We start from the raw sequence: 16,846 nt of genomic DNA, 5'->3' as shown, positions 1-16,846 counted from the left end.
ACCCTCGTCACCGTCCGGGGTGGACGGGGACGGATCCAGCCGCTCAGTAGACAACACCCGGCGCATCGCGCAGCCAGCGCGACGCAGGTGGTCCCAACCGCGGCAGGATCCGCCCCTACCACCCTCCCCGGGAGACGGCCGACGCACCGCACGAGCGAGCAGGGCGCGCAGCCGCCTCGGGTATCGTTCGCCGGTGCAGACACCCCGCCCGCCGCGCGCGGTGCGACCCCTCCCGCTGCCCCTCGCCCTGGTGCTCGCCGCCGTCGGCGGGTTGCTGCTGCAGCTGGCCTTCCCGGGCACCGGCTGGTGGCCGCTCGCACCCGTCGGCGTCGCCCTCGGCACCGTCGCGGTCGTCGGCCGCGGGTGGCGGGCCGGCGCCCTGCTCGGGCTGGTGCTCGGCCTCACCTCGTTCCTGCCCATGCTGCACTGGGCCGGCGTCTACGTCGGCGCGCTGCCCTGGGCGGCGCTGTCGGTGCTCGAGGCGCTCTACGTCGCCCTGCTCGGCGCGGTGCTCGCCGTCGCCACCCGTCGCGGCACGGCCGGCTGGCGCGCCGTCGCGCTGCCCCCGGTGGTCGGCGGCCTGTGGGTGGCGCAGGAGGCGCTGCGCGACCGGACGCCGTTCGGCGGCTTCCCGTGGGGCCGGCTGGCGTTCTCGCAGGAGGACTCGCCGCTGCTGCGGCTGGCCGCCCTCGGCGGCGCCCCGCTGATCACCTTCGCCGTCGCCACCGCCGGGGGAGCGCTCGCCGTCGGCCTGCTCCGCGTGCTCGGCAGGGGCCTGCCCTCCGGCTCGCCCCGGCTGCGGCTCGGCACCCGGGGCGCGGCGCTCGCGGGCTCGGTGCTGGCGGCCGACGCGGTGGTCGCCGCCGGTCTGCTCGTGCCGCTGCCAACCCGTGCGGACGCCGGCGGGCGCAGCATCCGGGTGGCCGGCGTGCAGGGCGACGTGCCGGAGGCCGGGCTCGAGTTCAACGCCGAGCGGCGCGCGGTGCTCGACAACCACGCCCGCGGCACCCTCGACCTCGCACAGCGGGTCGCCGCCGGCACCGCCGAGCAGCCCGACGTCGTGATCTGGCCGGAGAACTCCAGCGACATCGACCCCTACCAGCAGGCCGACGCACGGCAGGTCATCGACTCGGCCGTCGACGCGATCGGCGTCCCCACCCTCGTGGGGGCCGCGCTGCGCCGTCCGGTCGGCCGGCTGACGAACGCCTCCATCGTCTGGACGCCGGGCACCGGCCCGGGCGCGCTCTACAGCAAGCGGCACCCGGTGCCGTTCGGCGAGTACATCCCCTACCGCTCGTTCTTCCGCACGTTCAGCAAGCAGGTCGACCTGGTCACCCAGGACTACGTCGCCGGCCACGCGGTCGGCACCCAGCAGCTCGGCCCGGCGCGGGTCGGCATCGGCATCTGCTTCGAGGTCGCCTACGACGGGCTGATGCGCGACACCGTCGACGCCGGCGCCGACCTGCTCGTCGTGCAGACCAACAACGCGACGTTCGGGTTCACCGACGAGTCGGTGCAGCAGCTGGCGATGTCGCGGCTGCGCGCGGTCGAGCACGGCCGCGCCGTGGCGCACGTGTCGACGGTGGGCGTCAGCGCGATGATCGCCCCGGACGGTCGGGTGCTCGAGCGGGCCGGGCTGTTCACGCAGGCGGTGCTCGAGGCCACGCTGCCGCTGCGCACCAGCACCACGCTCGCCGACCGGGTGGGCGCGTGGGGCGAGGCGGCGCTCGCGGCCCTCGGCCTGCTGGGTGCGCTGGCCATCGCGCTGGTGGGCCGGCGGGGGGCTCGGCAGGCCCCGGTAGGGTCCTCGGGCACGGTCGCGGAGCAGCCCGCGGCCCCGGTGTTGACGGAGGCGCAGTGACCGAGGCCGGCCGCGTCCTGGTCGTGGTGCCCACCTACGACGAGCGCGAGAACCTCGAGCTGGTGATCGGCCGGTTGCGCGCCGCGAACCCCGACGTCGACGTGCTGGTCGCCGACGACGCCTCGCCCGACGGCACCGGTGAGATCGCCGACCGGCTCGCGGCGGCCGACCCGCACGTGCAGGTGCTGCACCGCCCCGGCAAGCAGGGGCTCGGCGCTGCCTACCTGGCCGGGTTCGCGTGGGGCCTCGAGCGCGGCTACGACGTGCTGGTCGAGATGGACGCCGACGGCTCGCACCAGCCGGAGCAGCTGCCCCGGCTCCTGCAGGCCCTGGCGGCCGGCGCCGACGTCGTCCTGGGCTCGCGCTGGGTGCCGGGCGGCCGGGTCGAGAACTGGCCGGCGCACCGCAAGCTGATCTCGCGCGGCGGCACGACGTACGCGCGGCTCGCGCTGGGCGTCGGCGTCCACGACATGACGGGTGGGTACCGCGCGTTCCGGGCGTCGGCGCTGCGTGCGCTCGACCTGGCCGACGTCGCCTCGCAGGGGTACTGCTTCCAGATCGACCTCGCCTGGCGGGCCGTGCAGCGCGGCCTGCTGCTGGTGGAGGTGCCCATCACGTTCGTCGAGCGCGAGCGCGGGCAGAGCAAGATGGGCGGCGGGATCGTGCGCGAGGCGCTGACCCGGGTCACCGCGTGGGGCGTGCAGCACCGCGTCGAGCAGCTGCGCTCGCTGCGCGGTCGGGCGGCCGACGGCGCGCCCAGCCGCCAGGGCTGACCCCGGCCGACCGCGCACACCCCCCGGAGACGGCGAGAGCCGGTCGCACCGCGAGGTGCGACCGGCTCGCCGGTCCCGGGCTGGAGGGGGGAGGTCGCCCGGAGACCGACCGGCGTGGCCCGAGGGGGGTCAGGCGCTGCGCCGGTGACCGGTGGGGGTCTTGGCCCGCAGCAGGGCCAGCCGCTCGTCGAGCAGCACCTCGAGGTCGGCGATGGAACGCCGCTCGAGCAGCATGTCCCAGTGCGTGCGCGCCGGCTTCGACGGCTTCACCTCGGGACGCTCGCCGTCGACGAGGAGGGCCTCCTCGCCGCACTTGCACTCCCACAGCGCCGGCACCTCGGCCTCGACCGAGAACGGGATCCGCGTCACGTGACCCCGCGGGCAGTGGTACTCCGCGATCGTGCGCGCCGCGGGCTCGACGCCTTCCTCGTTCTCGAGGCTCTGTCCACCCAGTCGGGTGCCGCGCAGGCTCTTGTCAGCCATGGTGTCCACTCCCTTTCGACGGCCCTAGCACGTCCGTCTTCGGATCCAACGCGTGGGTGGATGCCTCCTGTTCCGCCCGGGTGTGCAGAAGGTGTGCAGGGTGAGGCACCTCACGTCGGGCCGGGGGGGCGGCTACAGCAGCTCGGGTGCCCGGTTGCCGGCCTGCTCGGTGCCGGCGCGCACGTCGACCGTGCGCAGCAGCAGCCCGCCGACCACGAAGAACACCACCAGCGCCAGGATGGCCGGTCGGTAGCTGTCGGTGAGCTGGTGCACGAGCCCGAACACCAGCGTGCCGAACCAGCTCGTGCCGCGCTCGCAGGCCTGGTACAGCGAGAAGAACTCCGCCTCGCGGCCCCGGGGCACGAGGTGGCTGAACATCGACCGCGACAGCGCCTGGGTGCCCCCGAGCACGACGCCGATGAGCACCGCCAGCGCGAGCCACAGGGCGAACTGCCGGGCCGGCAGGAAGAACCCGATGACGATGACCACCAGCCACAGCGCGAGCCCGCCCAGCACGACGTCGCGGGCGCCGTACCGCGCGGCCAGCCGGCCGAACACCAGCGCACCGCCGAACGCCACGGCCTGCACCAGCAGGATCGTGACGATGAGCTGGGTGGTGCCGAGGTCGAGCTGCTCGCTGCCGTAGACGCTGGACGACGTGATGACGGTCTGGATGCCGTCGTTGAAGAACAGGTAGGCGAGCAGGAACCGGAACGCCTGCGGGTAGCCGCGAAGCTCGCGCAGGGTGACCCGCAGCTGCACGAACGCCTCGCGCACGGCCGGGCCCGACGTCGCGACGAGGTTCACCGGTGGCCGGTCGCGCAGCCCGAGCACCGGCACCAGGGTGAAGGCGCCCCACCAGACGCCGGCGCTCAGCAGGCTGAGCCGCACCGCCTGCGACTGGGTCAGGCCCAGGGAGTCGTGCAGCGTCACCACCGCCAGGTTCACCGCCAGCAGCAGGAACCCGCCGAGGTACCCGAGCGCCCAGCCGCGGCTGGAGACCCGGTCGCGCTCCTCGGGCGTCGCGATCTCGATGAGCAGCGCGTCGTAGACCACGAGCGAGCTGCCCAGGCACAGCGCCGCCACCACCACGACGGCGACGCCGAGGCCCCACGCGGTGCCGTCGAGGAACCACAGCAGGCAGGTCGCCGCGGCACCCGCCCAGGCGAAGGCGCCCAGCAGCACCCGCTTGCGGCCCGACCGGTCGGCCGCCGCACCCACCACGGGCAGCACCAGCGCCGACAGGATCGTGGCGAACGTCGTCGTGTAGAAGAACAGCGAGCCGGGGCTGATCGGCAGGCCCAGCACGTGCAGGTCGCGGGTGCAGTCGTCCGCGTCGACGCCGGGGCAGGCCGCGCGGTTCGCGACGGAGGTGAGGTACGGGCCCAGCAGCACCGTGGCCACCGTCGTCACGTACGCGCTGTTGGCCCAGTCGTAGAAGTACCAGGCGCGCTGCTCGCGCCGCCGGGCGGCCGGCTCGGCCCCCTCCGCCGTCGTCGCGGGTGCCTCGCTCACGCCGTCCTCCGCTCGTGCCGGGTCGGCGCGTCGCGGTGGTGCGCGCGGCGGCCCGGTCGTGCCGGGCTGATCATGCCCGCCCGTCCGCGCGCTCGCGCAGCACCTGCACCAGCGTGTCGGCGCGGTCGCTGATCAGGCCGTCGACGCCGAGGTCGAGCAGCCGGCGCATGGTCGGTGCGTCGTCCACCGTCCACACGTGCACCTGCAGACCGAGGCGGTGCGCCACCTCGACGCTGCGCGACGTGACGACCCGCAGGGCACCCGACCGCAGCGGCACCTGGACGGCGACCGCGGACCGGTCGGCGGGCCGGGCGGCAGCCACCCCGAGCGGGCCGGGCAGCGCCGACCCGAGCCGCCAGCGCACCACCCCGGCGCGTCCGGCGGACGTCGCGAGCCCCGGGCCGAGCAGCGAGCGCACGGCCGCCGTGCGTCGGTCGTCGAACGAGGTGATGCAGACCCGGCGCAGCGCACCGGTGCGCCGCACGACGTCGGCGACGGGCTGCACCGCCGGGTCGTCCTTGACGTCGACGTTCACCCGCAGGTGCGGCCAGGTGCCCAGCACGTCCTCCAGCAGCGGCACCCGCTCGTCGGCACCGACGCGAGCCGCCCGCACCTGCGCCCAGTCGAGGTCGGCGATGGCACCGGTGCGGTCCGTGACCCGGTCGAGTCGGTGGTCGTGGAAGGCGACCAGCCGCCCGTCGCGGGTGGCGTGCACGTCGGTCTCGACGTGCGTCAGGCCGAGGGCGACGGCTGCCGCGAACGCGGTCATCGTGTTCTCGAGCCCGTCGCGCGAGAACCCGCGGTGGGCCATGCCGATCGGGCCGCCGACGTCGAGGTAGGGGTGCACGCGCGGACCCTATCCACCGGGCGGGAGCACGACGCGGCGGTCAGCCCGCGAACTCCCAGTGCCACGGCTCGGGCTTCGACCCGGTCGGGCCGGCCCAGCTCGGCAGGAAGAAGCCGTAGAGCGGCGCGTGACCGAGCATCCAGGCGTGCTGCGCCGTGCCGAACGACTGGATGCCACCGCACAGGTCGGTCGCGGTGCCCCAGCCGTGGTTGCTGGTGCCGGGCCGGGCCGCCAGCCGGGGCTTGACCGCCGCCAGCCGCACCTGCTCGGCGAGCGTGCGGTACGAGTCGGTGACGCAGACCGGCGTGCCGAACTGCTTCGCGTAGGCCTTCGACAGCCGCTCGAACGCCGCCGCCGCGTCGGCCCGCAGCCGGTGGCCCGGCGCACCCCACAGCGGGCACAGGGCCGCGGTCGGGATGGAGCCGTTCGGGAACCGCGACACGTCCAGCCCGGCGCACGCACCGGTCGTGCCACCGGAGGCCTGCACCAGCGCGACGGCGGCCTTCAGGCGCTCCTGCTGCTGCGCGCTCAGGTCGCCGCCGAGCACGCTGGCCTGCTGCACCTCGAGCTCGGCGATCGCCAGCTTCTGCTGCGCCAGCAGCTTCTTGGCCTGCTTCGCGGCCGCGGCGGCCCGGGTGCGTGCAGCGACCGCCCGCGTGGCGGCCGACTCGGCCCGCGAGGCCGTCACCTGCTGCAGCGTGGCCAGGGCGGTCAGCTCCTGCACCCGCCGCGCGTCGATGACCCCGACCTGCTGCAGCAGCGCCAGGTCGTGCCCCATCTGCGTCGTGCTGCCGGAGTGCTCGACGGTGTCGAGCCACCGCTCGTACGTCGCCATCGGGCCGCCCGTCGCGTAGGCGTCACGGGCCCACGCGCCGAGCTCGTCGCGCTGGTTCGACAGCCGGCCGCGCAGGTTCGCCAGCAGGGCCAGCTGCTGGGCCCGCTCCGTGCGCGCCGTCTGCTCCTCCTGCTCGGCCTCGGTCTCGGCCTGCATCGCTGCGGCCACCTCGCGCCCGAGCTCGCCGAGCTGCTGCGTGGCCGCAGCCAGGCTGGCGTCGGTGGCGGCCAGCTGCGCCTGCAGGGCGGCGGCCTGCGCCAGCTGCGCCGCGACCTCCTCGCGGCTCAGCGGCCCGTCCTCGTCGACCGGCGGGGGAGCGGGGGTGGCCGTCGGCGACGGCCCGCAGGTCGTCGTGGCCGGGCTCGAGGTCGGCGAAGCCGTGGGCGACGCCGTCGGCGCCGTCGCGGTCGCGGTCGGGGCGGTCGACGTCGGGGAGCCGGTGGCGGACGGCGTGGCGCTCGGCGTCGCCGTGCCCGTCGCGGTCGGCCCCGCCGTCGCCTGCGACGTCGGCCCGGCCGTGGTGCTCGCCGCCGCGGGGCCGGCCGACAGCAGGCCGAGCGCGAGCGATCCCGCGAGGGCGGCACCCACCGCGGCGAGGCGGTGGCGGTGGAGCGGCAGGGTCACGGGTCTCATCTGGTCGGTCGTCGCGGCAGGTCGGTGCGAGGGCATCACAGGACCCATCGGCACGTTCGACCTGCACCGTAACCCCGGATCCGCCCTGCTCGCAGCGCTCGAGCCGGACTCACGGGCAACCGCCAGATGACCGACGTCGGGCCGTCGTCGATCCGTCACCCGCGGTCACCCGCGGGGCCGTTCACCCCTCGGTGAGGGTCGTCGGCGCGCCGTGCACCGACGGGATGGTGCCCAGCCTGCCGGCCTGGAAGTCCTCGAACGCCTGCATCACCTCGGCGCGGGTGTTCATGACGAACGGGCCGGCCCAGGCGACGGGCTCGCGGATGGGCAGACCGCCCAGCACGAGCACCTCGAGCTCGGGCTCGGCCTGCGGCTGCGACGTCGCGGCGTCGACCCGGAGGTGGCCGCCGGCGCCGAGCACCGCGAGCTGCCCCTTGCGCACCGGACGCCGGTCGCTGCCGACCGAGCCGTTGCCGGCGAGCACGTACACCAGCGCGTTGAAGTCGGGCCGCCAGGGCAGCTCGAGCCGTGCACCCGGCGCGACGCTGGCGTGCACCATCGTGATGGGGGTGTGCGTGCTGCCCGGCCCGGCGTGCCCCGCGACCTCGCCGGCGATGACCCGCACCAGCGAGGCGCCGTCGTCGCTGGTGAGCAGCGCGACCTGGCTGCCGCGCAGGTCCTGGTAGCGCGGCGTCGCCCACTTGCTGGCCCTCGGCAGGTTCACCCAGAGCTGGACGCCGTGGAACAGGCCGCCGCTCACCACGAGGCTCTCCGGCGGCGCCTCGATGTGCAGCAGGCCCGACCCGGCCGTCATCCACTGCGTGTCGCCGTCGCTGATCGTGCCGCCGCCGCCGTGCGAGTCGTGGTGGTCGAAGATCCCGTCGAGCAGGTAGGTCACCGTCTCGAAGCCGCGGTGCGGGTGCCACGGCGTGCCCTTGGGCTCACCCGGTGCGTACTCGACCTCGCCCATCTGGTCCATGTGGATGAAGGGGTCGAGGTCGGCGAGGTCGACGCCGGCGAACGCCCGGCGCACCGGGAACCCCTCGCCCTCGTAGCCGCTGGGCGCGCTGGTGACGCCGCGCACGGGGCGCTCGGTGCTGCGCTCGGGGTCGGGCAGCGGCACGCGGGGCAGCACGGTCAGGTCCGGGACGGTGATGGCGGGCACGACGACCTCCGAGGTGATTAGGATTTCAACTATCGCAGCCGAGAACCCGCCGCGTCCAGCCGTTGTTCCCCCGAACGGGTCAGTCGAGCAGCAGCTTGAACCCCAGGTGGCTCGGCGCGTACCCCAGCCGCTCGTAGAAGCGGTGCGCGCCGGTGCGGCTCCGATCGCTCGTCAGCTGCACCAGGCCGGCGCCGCGGTCGCGGGCGTGCTGCTCGACCCACGCCATGAGCCGAGCGCCGAGGCCGGCACCGCGCAGCGTCGAGTCGACCCGCACCGCCTCGACCTGCAGCCGCGGCCGGGCGCCCCGCGACAGGCCGTGCAGCAGGGTCAGCTGCGCCGTCGCGACCACCCGCCCGTCGAGCTCGCCCACCACCAGCAGGTCGTCGGGGTCGGCCTCGATCGCGTCGAACGCGGCCAGGTGCTGCGGCCCGACGTCGCCGTCCGGCTCGCGGCGCAGCACGTCGTCGCGCAGCAGCCGCAGCACCTCGGGCAGGTCGGCGCGGGTCGCCGGCCGCACCACCAGGACGCTCGCGGGCGGGGGAGCCAGGTGCTCGTTCGCGTCGGTCACCGGGCCATCCTCCCGCGCGCGGCATAGCGTCTGCGGCATGGCGGACCTCGACGTCGACCTGCTCGTCATCGGCAGCGGTCCGGCCGCGGTGGCCGCGCTGGGGGCCTTCCGCGCGGCCCGTCCTGACGGCGTCGTCGCGCTGGTCACCGACGACGACCGGCCGCCCTACGACCGTCCGCCGCTGTCGAAGGACTTCCTGCGCGGCGAGACCGACGAGGGCGATCTGCTGACGGCCCCCGCGACGGCGTACGCGACCGACCTGCACCTGGACCTGCGGCTGCGCACCCGGGTCGACGCGCTCGACGCGGCGCAGCGCCTCGCCCGCACGGCCGACGCCACCGTCCGCTACGGCACGGCGCTGCTGGCGACGGGTTCGGAGCCGGTGCGGCTGCCGGTGCCCGGTGGCGACCGGGTCCGCACCCGGTACCTGCGGTCGGCGCACGACGGGCGAGCGCTGCGCGACGCCGTCGCCGGCGCCGGCTCCGCCGCGGTGATCGGCTCGGGCCTCATCGGGTGCGAGGCAGCCGTCTCGCTGGCCCTGCGCGGGCTGCGGGTCACCGTGGTCGGGCGCGAGGACGTGCCCCAGGCCGCGCGCCTGGGCGACGAGGTGGGCGGCCGCCTGCTCGGGTGGCTGCGCGAGGCGGGCGTCGACGTCCGCGGCGGCGCCGGCGTCTCGGCGATCGAGCACGGCGACGCCGGCAGCCGGGTGCAGCTCGACGACGGCACCGCGGTCGAGGGCGACGTCGTGCTGGCGGCGACCGGGGTGGCGCAGCGCGGCGAGCTGGCCGCGATGGCCGGTGCCGCGATGCACGGCCACCGGGTGGTCACCGACGCGTCGATGCGCACCTCCCTGCCGCACCTGCTGGCCGCGGGGGACGTCGCGCACGCGCTGAACACCGCTGCCGGGCGGCACCTGTCGGTCGAGCACTGGGGCGACGCCGAGGGCATGGGCGAGGTCGCCGGCAGCACGGCGGCGGGCGGCACGTCGACCTGGGACGCAGTGCCCGGGTTCTGGTCCGAGATCGGCGAGCGCGTGCTGCAGCAGCACGCCTGGGGCGACGGACACGACGAGATCCGCTTCGTGGGACACGGCGGTGACGCCTTCGCCGCCTGGTACGGCCGGGCAGGTCGCACCGTCGGCGTGGTGACGCACGCCGCCGACGACGAGTACGAGCGCGGCGAGGCGCTGGTGCGCGACGGCGCACCGCTTCCCGGATGAGCGTCGTGGCGCGACGGGTGCTGCTGACCGGCATGTCCGGCACCGGAAAGTCGAGCGTGCTCGCGGTCCTCGCCGCGCGCGGGCTGCGGACGGTCGACACCGACGAGCCCGGCTGGGGCGAGCTGCGCCTGCTCGATCCCGCCTACGGCCCCGAGCGGGTGTGGCGCGAGGACCGGGTGGCCGCGCTGCTCGACGGTGCCGGCGCCGAGCCGCTGCTGGTGTCGGGGGCGCCGTCGAACCTGGGGGTGTTCCTCGACCGCTTCCAGGCGGTCGTGCTGCTCAGCGCACCGCTCGACGTCCTGCTCGCCCGGGTCACCACCCGCACGACGAACGACTTCGGCCGCTCGGCGGACGACCGGTCCCGGATCGCCTCCGACCTCGTGACGGTCGAGCCGCTGCTGCGGCGCGTCGCCACGCACGAGCTCGACACCACCCGGCCGCTGGCCGACGTCGTCGACGACCTGCAGTCGATCGTGCGCGCGCTGCCGGCGTAGCGACCCCCTTCAGGCGCGGGGCGCGGCCAGCGCCCACCGGGCGGTCGCCGCGGCGCCGGACACCGCCATCGCCGTGGCGATCGGTGCAGCCCGCACCGCGTCCCACGCTCCGGTGGCCAGCACGGTGGCCACGCCGGCGACGACCAGCGTCAGGCCGATCAGCAGCAGCTGCTCGGCCGACGAGCTGCTGCGGTCGCTCGCGCGCAGCAGCCGGACGGCGGGCACCGCCACCAGCAGCAGCACCCCGGCCAGGAGCAGCCCCGACAGGGCGCCCGGCACCAGCACGAGCAGCGCCGTCCCGACGGTGTGTGGGAGGTCGTCGCCCGAGCTGGGCAGGTCGTCCCAGGTCTGTGCGAGCACGACGGCGGTGACCGGGCCCACGGCGCTGCCGATCAGCATCCCCCGGTCGGGACGCCACCGGAGTCGGCCGGTGACGTGGACCAGCTGCCAGCCGATGATCGCCACCAGCACGAGCGGCGCCACGACCAACGTCGTGCGGGCCGACGAGGTCAGCGGGTTCGCGGTGATCGCGGCCACCACCGCGGCGGTCAGCGCCCCGCAGACGGCGCCCACACCGCACGCCGCCGTCGCCAGGCGGCGGAGCAGCGGGTGCAGACCGGACCCCGGGGGCACCGGCTCCGGGTCGCGGCCCGGGGGAGCGGTGTCGGGGCCGAGCAGGTCGGGCGAGGTCATGCTGCCTCCGCGGGACGGGCGGCGGCCGTGGTGGCCCCGCTCCAGGGAGCACGCCGGCGGCGCCGGAGGCGTTCAGCCCGCGGCCACGGCGTCAGGCGGGACGGGCCGCCTGACGCAGCGCCAGCAGCGCCAGCAGCGCCCGGGCGTAGGCCGACTCGACGTCGGGGTCGGCGAAGTCGCGCCGCTCGCCCGCGACGTCGGCCGTGACCACCGCGCCGGCGCCGTCCATCGCCAGCCGGACGAACGCCGCACCGAGCAGCCTGCGCAGCTGGTCCTCGCGCGGGAGCCACACCACGTCGTCGGTGTCGACGCTGTCGAGCGCCCACTCCGTGGTGCCGTTGAAGCCCATGAACGTGCCGCCGGGGCCGCTGTGCACCTCGATCGTCATGTCGCTGACGACGAACACGTCGGCGTCCATGCCGCGGTCGGGCACGACGAACCGGTCCCCGCGGGTCGGCGTCCACGGCACGCCGGCCAGCCGCAGCCAACGGGCCAGCTCGAGGTCGATCACCGGGCCAGTCTGCCGCTGCTCACGCGTTGCGGCTCGTCCACGCCAGCAACCGGTCGACGTCCCACGTGGTGACCACCCGGTCGGGGTCGACGCCGCAGCGCACCGCCCGCTCCACGCCGTACTCGCGCCAGTCGAGCTGGCCGGGCGCGTGCGCGTCGGTGTCGATGCTGAACAGGCACCCCGCCTCGACGGCGAGCGTCAGCAGGTCGTCCGGCGGGTCCTGCCGCTCGGGCCGGCAGTTGATCTCGACGGCGACCTGGTGCTCGGCGCAGGCGGCGAACACCGCCTCGGCGTCGAACTGCGACTGCGGGCGCTCCTTGCCGGTGCGGCGGTTGCCCTGCACGTAGCGGCCGGTGCAGTGGCCGAGCACGTCGGTGTGCGGGTCGGCGACCGCGCGCAGCATGCGGCGGGTCATCGGCGCGCGGTCCATGCGCAGCTTGGAGTGCACCGAGGCGACCACGACGTCGAGCTCGGCGAGCAGCTCGGGCTCCTGGTCGAGCGAGCCGTCCTCGTTCACGTCGCACTCGATGCCGCGCAGCAACCGGAAGTCGCCGAGCCGCCCGGCCAGGCCGTCGACCACCTCGAGCTGCCGCCGCAGCCGCGACGGGGTGAGGCCGTTGGCGACCTTGAGGCGGGGGGAGTGGTCGGTGAGCGCGAGGTAGGACTCCCCGAGCTCGACGGCAGTCATCGCCATCTCCTCGATCGGCGAGCCGCCGTCGCTCCAGTCGGAGTGGCTGTGCAGGTCGCCCAGCAGCCGCCCCGCGAACGCCTCGCCCGCGTCGTCGAGCTCGACCAGCGGGCCGGCCTTCGCCTCGAGCTCGACGAGGTAGCCCGGCACCGCGCCGTCCATCGCCTCCGCGATCACCCCGGCGGTGCGGTCGCCGATGCCCTTGAGGTCGGTCAGCGTGCCCTCGGCGTGCCGGGCGGCCAGCGCGTCCGGCGGGGTCCCGGCCACCACCGCGGCCGCGTTGCGGAACGCCTGCACGCGGTAGGTCGACTCGAGGGTGCGCTCGAGCAGGAACGAGATGCGCCGCAGCGCCGCCAGCGGGTCCACGCGCGACATCATGGCGCACGGGTCCGACGGCGCCGCCGGAGACGGGGCGCCTCGCTTGCCTGCCGCACGGGCGGCGCGGCAGGGTGACCGGGTGCCCGAGCAGACCCTGCGCAGCGTCGCCGTGCTGTCCGACGTGCACGCCGTGCTGGACCCGCTCGAGCGGGTGCTCGCCGAGCCGGCGGTGCGCGCCGCCGAGCTCGTCGTCGTCACCGGCGACCACCTGTGGGGGCCGCAGCCGACAGAGGTGCTGCAGCGGCTGACCGCCGAGGGCGACCGCCTGCTGCTGCTGCGCGGCAACGCCGACCGCGAGGTGCTGCAGATGTCGCGCGGCGAGGACGTCGGGCTCGCCGACGACCCGGTGTCGGTGTGGGGCGCGCAGCAGCTGAGGCCCGAGCACCAGCGCCTGCTCGACGCGATGCCCGAGCACGTCGAGCTGGGCGTCGAGGGGTTCGGCCGGGTGCACCTGTGCCACGCCACGCCCCGCGACGACCAGGAGGTGGCGCTGGTCGACAGCCGGATCGAGCGCTGGCAGGAGGTGCTCGACGGGCTGCCGCCGGAGGTCGAGACGGTCGTCTGCGGCCACACCCACATGCCGTTCGTGCGTCTCGCCGCCGGGCGCACCGTCGTCAACCCCGGCAGCGTCGGCCTGCCCTACGGTCGCCCGGGCGCGCACTGGGCGCTGCTGCACGACGGCGCGGTGAGCCTGCACCGCACCCGGCTCGACCTCGCCGAGCTGGCCCGCACGACGGCGGCCACCTCGACGATGCCGGACGTCGAGGCGTGGCTCGACGCCTACGTCGTGCACCCGTCGTCCGACGTCGAGGCGCTGGCCGTGTTCGGGCCGCGCGACGGTCGCTGAACGGTCACGACCCACCGCCTGGTGCGACAGTTGACCACCCGATAGGGTCTTGCGCAGACAACTCTCACGGAGAGGCATACGTCTGTGCCCACCACGACGATCGACGACGCGAGCAGCCGGCAGAGTCGGCGAGCGGCCCACCTCGCGGACCTGCGGGTCGACGGCCTGCGGGCCTTCGGCGTGCCCGAGCACCTCGTGCCCGACGACATCAACCCCGACGCCGAGCTGGCGCACGAGCTGACCCGCGAGTGGGCGCGCTCGTCCGGGCTGATCGAGGGCGACGACCAGCTGCGCGCCTACGACGAGGTCGGCTACACCGAGCTGTTCGCCCGCGGCTGCGTGAGCGCCCCGCTCGACCGGCTGGCGCTGTTCTCGCGCTGGTTCACGCTGCTGTTCGTGCTCGACGACGCCCAGGACACCGCGGTGTTCGAGCAGCGCGACGAGCAGTTCCTGCGGGTGCAGGACGACCTCGTCGCGCTGCTGCGTGGCGGTCCCCAGCCGACCACCGGGGGATCCGGGCTGCTGCCCGCGGTCGCCGAGCTGGCCGCCCGCACCCGCCCCCTGGTCTCACCCGCCTGGTGGGACCGCTTCGTCACCCACCTCGAGCACACGTTCTCCGCGCAGCGCGTCGAGAACCTGCGACGCCGCGAGGCCGCGCCCTCGTCGCTCGCGGAGTTCAAGGTGGTGCGTCGCGAGGCCAGCACGACCGACGTCTGCTACGACCTGGTCGAGGCGTGCGAGGACGCCGAGGTGCCCAACGCGTTCCGCTACTCCTTCGCGTGCCGGCGGCTGGCCGACGCGCTCAGCGACTTCACCACCATGACGAACGACGTCTTCGGCGTCGACCGCGACACCGACAACGGCGACCCCAACAACTACGTCACCGTGATCCAGCGGGCCCGCGGGCTCGACCGCGACGAGGCCGTGGTGCAGGCGACCGCCGACGTCGCGGCGCTCGTGGGCGAGCTGCCGGGGTTGCTGGCAGAGGCGCGGGCCGTCGCGGCCCAGCTCACCGGTCCGGCGTCCGCCGACGCGGTCGAGCGCGCCTGCCGCGGGTGGTGGGGGTTCTCCCTCAACGTCCCGCGGTTCTACCTCGCGGTCGGCAGCCGGCTCGAGCACATGAACGCCTTCCCGGACGGCGTCGCCCCCTCGTTCACCCCCGACCTGCTGCCGCGCTCGTGACGCGGCGCCATCCACCGCACCCGGCCCGCGCGGCCGGGGGAGGAGCCCCCGTGACCGGTCTGTCCAGCATCCCCCTCGTGCGGGGCTCCGCCCCCGTGCTCGGCCACGCGGTGCAGCTGCTGCGCGACCCGCTCGGGTTCGTCGTCCGCGCCGCACGCTCCGGACCGCTGGCGCGCATCCGCATCGGGCCGCGCGAGGCCGTGCTGGTGTGCGACCACGAGCTGGTGCACGCGATGCTGGTGAACGACCGCGTGTTCGACAAGGGCGGTCCGCTCTACGACCGGGCTCGCGAGTCGATGGGCAACGGGCTGGTGACCTGCCCGCACGAGGGCCACCGCAAGCGGCGCCGGGCCGTGCAGCCCGCCTTCACCGCCGAGCGGGTCGCCGTCTACTCCCGCGGCGTCGCCGAGGTGCTGGCGCGGGGGACCAGCCGGTGGCAGCACGGGCAGGAGCTCGACGTCACCGCCGAGCTGATGACCATGAGCAACGCGGTCACCGTGCGCTCGGTGCTCGGTGGCGAGATCGCACCCGAGGCGGCCGAGCACGTGGTCGAGGACTTCGACGTCCTGGTGCCCGGGATGTTCCGCCGGATGCTCATGCCGGCGGCGCTGTCCCGCCTGCCGCTGCAGCGGCGCTACGACGCGGCCGGTGTCCGCGCCCGCCGCACGGTGACGGAGATCATCGCCGCGCGACACGACTCGACCACGGACTTCGGCGACCTGCTGTCGGCGCTCGAGGCGACCGACGGCCCGTCCGGCCCGCGCACGTCGACCGACGCCGAGATGGTCGACGACGTCTTCAGCTTCTTCCTGGCCGGCACCGAGACCGTCGCCAGCGCCGTCGCGTGGACCATGCTGCTCATCGCGCAGCACCCCGAGATCGAGGCCCGCCTGCACGAGGAGATCGACCGGGTGCTCGACGGCGAGCAGGTGACCTACGAGCACCTCGACGCCCTGGGCCTCGCCGACGCCGTCGTCACCGAGGCGCTGCGGCTGTACCCGCCGGTCTGGCTGCTGACCCGCGAGGTCACCGAGGACGCCGAGCTCGGCGGCCAGCACCTGCCGGCCGGCACCACCATCGCCTTCAGCCCGTACCTGCTGCACCGCGACCCGTCCGTGTTCGACCGGCCCGACGTGTTCGACCCCGACCGCTGGGAGGACACCAAGCCGCCGCGCGGTTCGTTCGTGCCGTTCGGCGAGGGCGCCCGCAAGTGCGTCGGCGAGCGGTTCGCCATGTCGCTCGCCGTGCTCACCGTCGTCGACATCGCGTCCCGCTGGCGGCTCACCGTCGCCGACGAGCGCTCGGTGCGCCCGGCAGCCAAGGCGTCGCTGGCACCCCGCGGCCTCCGCATGCGGCTCAGCGACCGCACGCTGGAGTGCGCACCGGTCGTCACCGGCTGAGCGGCGCGCGTCGACCCTGGGCCTGCACGTCAGCAAACGCCGATAATCGACATTATGTCAGATTGCATGAGGACAGCACGACCGGAGCGCTCCCGGGCGGTGGCAGGCTGACGGGGTGATCCTCCCCCGGTGCGTGACCCGAGGCTGGTGACGATCCGGCGCGGCGGAGAGCTCACCGACGCGAACCACCGGCTTCTCGCGCTCTGGGCCGCCGACTGTGCCGAGCACGTGCTGCACCTGTTCGAGACGGATCAGCCGTCGGACACCCGGCCGCGCGACGCCGTCGAGGCGGCACGCGCCTGGGCCACCGGCGACCTGCAGATGATGCGGTCCCGTGCGCTCGGCGGGCACGCGATGGGCGCGGCCCGCCTGCTGCGGGGCGCCGCCCGGTTCGCCGCGTACGCCGCCGGTCAGGCGGCGTGCGTCCCGCACGTGGCGGAGCACGACCTCGGTGCTGCTGCCTATGCCGTCAAGGCGGCTCGGGCGGCGTGCCCGTCCGATCCCCTGGCCGGCCGGCGCGAGCGCGACCGGCAGCGCGAGCGGCTCCCGGAGCCGGTGCGGGCGCTGGTGCTCGACGACCAGGCCCGGCGCAGCGCGATCTGCTGGTCCGTCTTCGACGACTGACCCGGGCCAGGACGGCGGTCCGAGCGTGTCCGGCGAGCCCGGGTCTGCCCGTCGAGTCGCGCGTGGGTGCCCTTGATCGCGCGTTGAGCGAGGCTGGAGGCGACCTTCCTAGCGTCCTCGTATCGCAACC

General features: G+C 75.3%; 17 protein-coding genes. 8 read left to right on the top strand and 9 right to left on the bottom strand.

All coding sequences use genetic code 11. From position 1 onward, the window contains the following. Positions 1-193 precede the first annotated feature (193 nt). Both lnt and ACYVI6_RS08385 read left to right on the top strand, forming a co-directional pair. Positions 194-1,861, top strand: a complete 1,668-nt coding sequence (gene lnt / locus ACYVI6_RS08390) for an apolipoprotein N-acyltransferase (protein ID WP_460445935.1) — start codon at positions 194-196, stop codon at positions 1,859-1,861. Continuing rightward, the gene (locus ACYVI6_RS08385; protein WP_460445934.1) at positions 1,858-2,634 is read left to right on the top strand and encodes a polyprenol monophosphomannose synthase; all 777 of its coding nucleotides are present in this window, start codon (positions 1,858-1,860) and stop codon (positions 2,632-2,634) included. Before lnt ends, ACYVI6_RS08385 begins: the two co-directional genes overlap by 4 nt. Positions 2,635-2,763: 129 nt before the next feature. On the opposite strand, the gene ACYVI6_RS08380 is transcribed toward ACYVI6_RS08385, so the two are convergent. The 6 genes from ACYVI6_RS08380 to ACYVI6_RS08355 all read right to left on the bottom strand — a co-directional run bounded on the left by ACYVI6_RS08380 (position 2,764) and on the right by ACYVI6_RS08355 (position 8,680). Next, entirely contained in the window at positions 2,764-3,117 is a 354-nt protein-coding gene (locus ACYVI6_RS08380) for an RNA polymerase-binding protein RbpA (RefSeq protein WP_284290817.1), read from the bottom strand. A gap of 132 nt (positions 3,118-3,249) precedes the next feature. Continuing rightward, complete coding sequence (locus ACYVI6_RS08375; RefSeq protein ID WP_460445933.1) at positions 3,250-4,632, bottom strand: MFS transporter; 1,383 nt, start codon at positions 4,630-4,632, stop codon at positions 3,250-3,252. 70 nt (positions 4,633-4,702) lie between these two features. Further along, on the bottom strand, positions 4,703-5,443 hold the full coding sequence (locus ACYVI6_RS08370; protein ID WP_460445954.1) for a glycerophosphodiester phosphodiesterase: 741 nt from the start codon (positions 5,441-5,443) through the stop codon (positions 4,703-4,705). A 76-nt stretch (positions 5,444-5,519) separates the two neighbouring features. Continuing rightward, entirely contained in the window at positions 5,520-6,938 is a 1,419-nt protein-coding gene (locus ACYVI6_RS08365; protein ID WP_460445932.1) for a D-alanyl-D-alanine carboxypeptidase family protein, read from the bottom strand. A gap of 190 nt (positions 6,939-7,128) precedes the next feature. After that, a complete protein-coding gene (locus ACYVI6_RS08360) occupies positions 7,129-8,112 on the bottom strand; it encodes a pirin family protein (protein ID WP_460445931.1) in 984 nt (327 codons plus the stop codon). 79 nt (positions 8,113-8,191) lie between these two features. Further along, positions 8,192-8,680: a GNAT family N-acetyltransferase gene (locus ACYVI6_RS08355; RefSeq protein WP_460445930.1), complete on the bottom strand. Its 489-nt coding sequence runs from the start codon at positions 8,678-8,680 to the stop codon at positions 8,192-8,194. Between the two features lie 37 nt (positions 8,681-8,717). Between ACYVI6_RS08355 and ACYVI6_RS08350 the strand changes: the two genes are divergently transcribed. Both ACYVI6_RS08350 and ACYVI6_RS08345 read left to right on the top strand, forming a co-directional pair. Further along, a complete protein-coding gene (locus ACYVI6_RS08350; protein ID WP_460445929.1) occupies positions 8,718-9,899 on the top strand; it encodes an NAD(P)/FAD-dependent oxidoreductase in 1,182 nt (393 codons plus the stop codon). After that, the gene (locus ACYVI6_RS08345; protein ID WP_460445928.1) at positions 9,896-10,393 is read left to right on the top strand and encodes an AAA family ATPase; all 498 of its coding nucleotides are present in this window, start codon (positions 9,896-9,898) and stop codon (positions 10,391-10,393) included. The genes ACYVI6_RS08350 and ACYVI6_RS08345 overlap by 4 nt, the downstream gene beginning before the upstream one ends. Before the next feature lie 9 nt (positions 10,394-10,402). On the opposite strand, the gene ACYVI6_RS08340 is transcribed toward ACYVI6_RS08345, so the two are convergent. The 3 genes from ACYVI6_RS08340 to ACYVI6_RS08330 all read right to left on the bottom strand — a co-directional run bounded on the left by ACYVI6_RS08340 (position 10,403) and on the right by ACYVI6_RS08330 (position 12,651). Then, entirely contained in the window at positions 10,403-11,086 is a 684-nt protein-coding gene (locus ACYVI6_RS08340) for a hypothetical protein (RefSeq protein WP_460445927.1), read from the bottom strand. A 91-nt stretch (positions 11,087-11,177) separates the two neighbouring features. Further along, positions 11,178-11,597, bottom strand: a complete 420-nt coding sequence (locus tag ACYVI6_RS08335) for a pilus assembly protein CpaE (RefSeq protein WP_460445926.1) — start codon at positions 11,595-11,597, stop codon at positions 11,178-11,180. Between the two features lie 19 nt (positions 11,598-11,616). Beyond that, positions 11,617-12,651, bottom strand: coding sequence for a PHP domain-containing protein (locus ACYVI6_RS08330; RefSeq protein WP_460445925.1), 1,035 nt, complete (start codon positions 12,649-12,651; stop codon positions 11,617-11,619). 91 nt (positions 12,652-12,742) lie between these two features. On the opposite strand from ACYVI6_RS08330, the gene ACYVI6_RS08325 reads away from it, so the two are divergent. The 4 genes from ACYVI6_RS08325 (at position 12,743) to ACYVI6_RS08310 (ending at position 16,716) form a co-directional block, all read left to right on the top strand. Further along, complete coding sequence (locus tag ACYVI6_RS08325) at positions 12,743-13,510, top strand: metallophosphoesterase family protein (protein WP_460445924.1); 768 nt, start codon at positions 12,743-12,745, stop codon at positions 13,508-13,510. 84 nt (positions 13,511-13,594) lie between these two features. Then, positions 13,595-14,692 carry a terpene synthase family protein gene (locus ACYVI6_RS08320; protein ID WP_460445923.1) on the top strand — a complete coding sequence of 366 codons (1,098 nt, stop codon included), beginning with the start codon at positions 13,595-13,597 and terminating at the stop codon, positions 14,690-14,692. A 50-nt stretch (positions 14,693-14,742) separates the two neighbouring features. Next, complete coding sequence (locus ACYVI6_RS08315) at positions 14,743-16,092, top strand: cytochrome P450 (protein ID WP_460445922.1); 1,350 nt, start codon at positions 14,743-14,745, stop codon at positions 16,090-16,092. A 129-nt stretch (positions 16,093-16,221) separates the two neighbouring features. After that, positions 16,222-16,716 (top strand): putative immunity protein, encoded by a 495-nt coding sequence (locus ACYVI6_RS08310; RefSeq protein WP_460445921.1) that lies wholly within the window; start codon positions 16,222-16,224, stop codon positions 16,714-16,716. The last annotated feature ends 130 nt before the right edge of the window (positions 16,717-16,846 follow it).

The sequence above is a fragment of the Angustibacter aerolatus genome (genome assembly GCF_054776675.1).
Note: the sequence above shows the minus strand (reverse complement) of the source record. Positions and strands in the feature narration are given on the sequence as shown.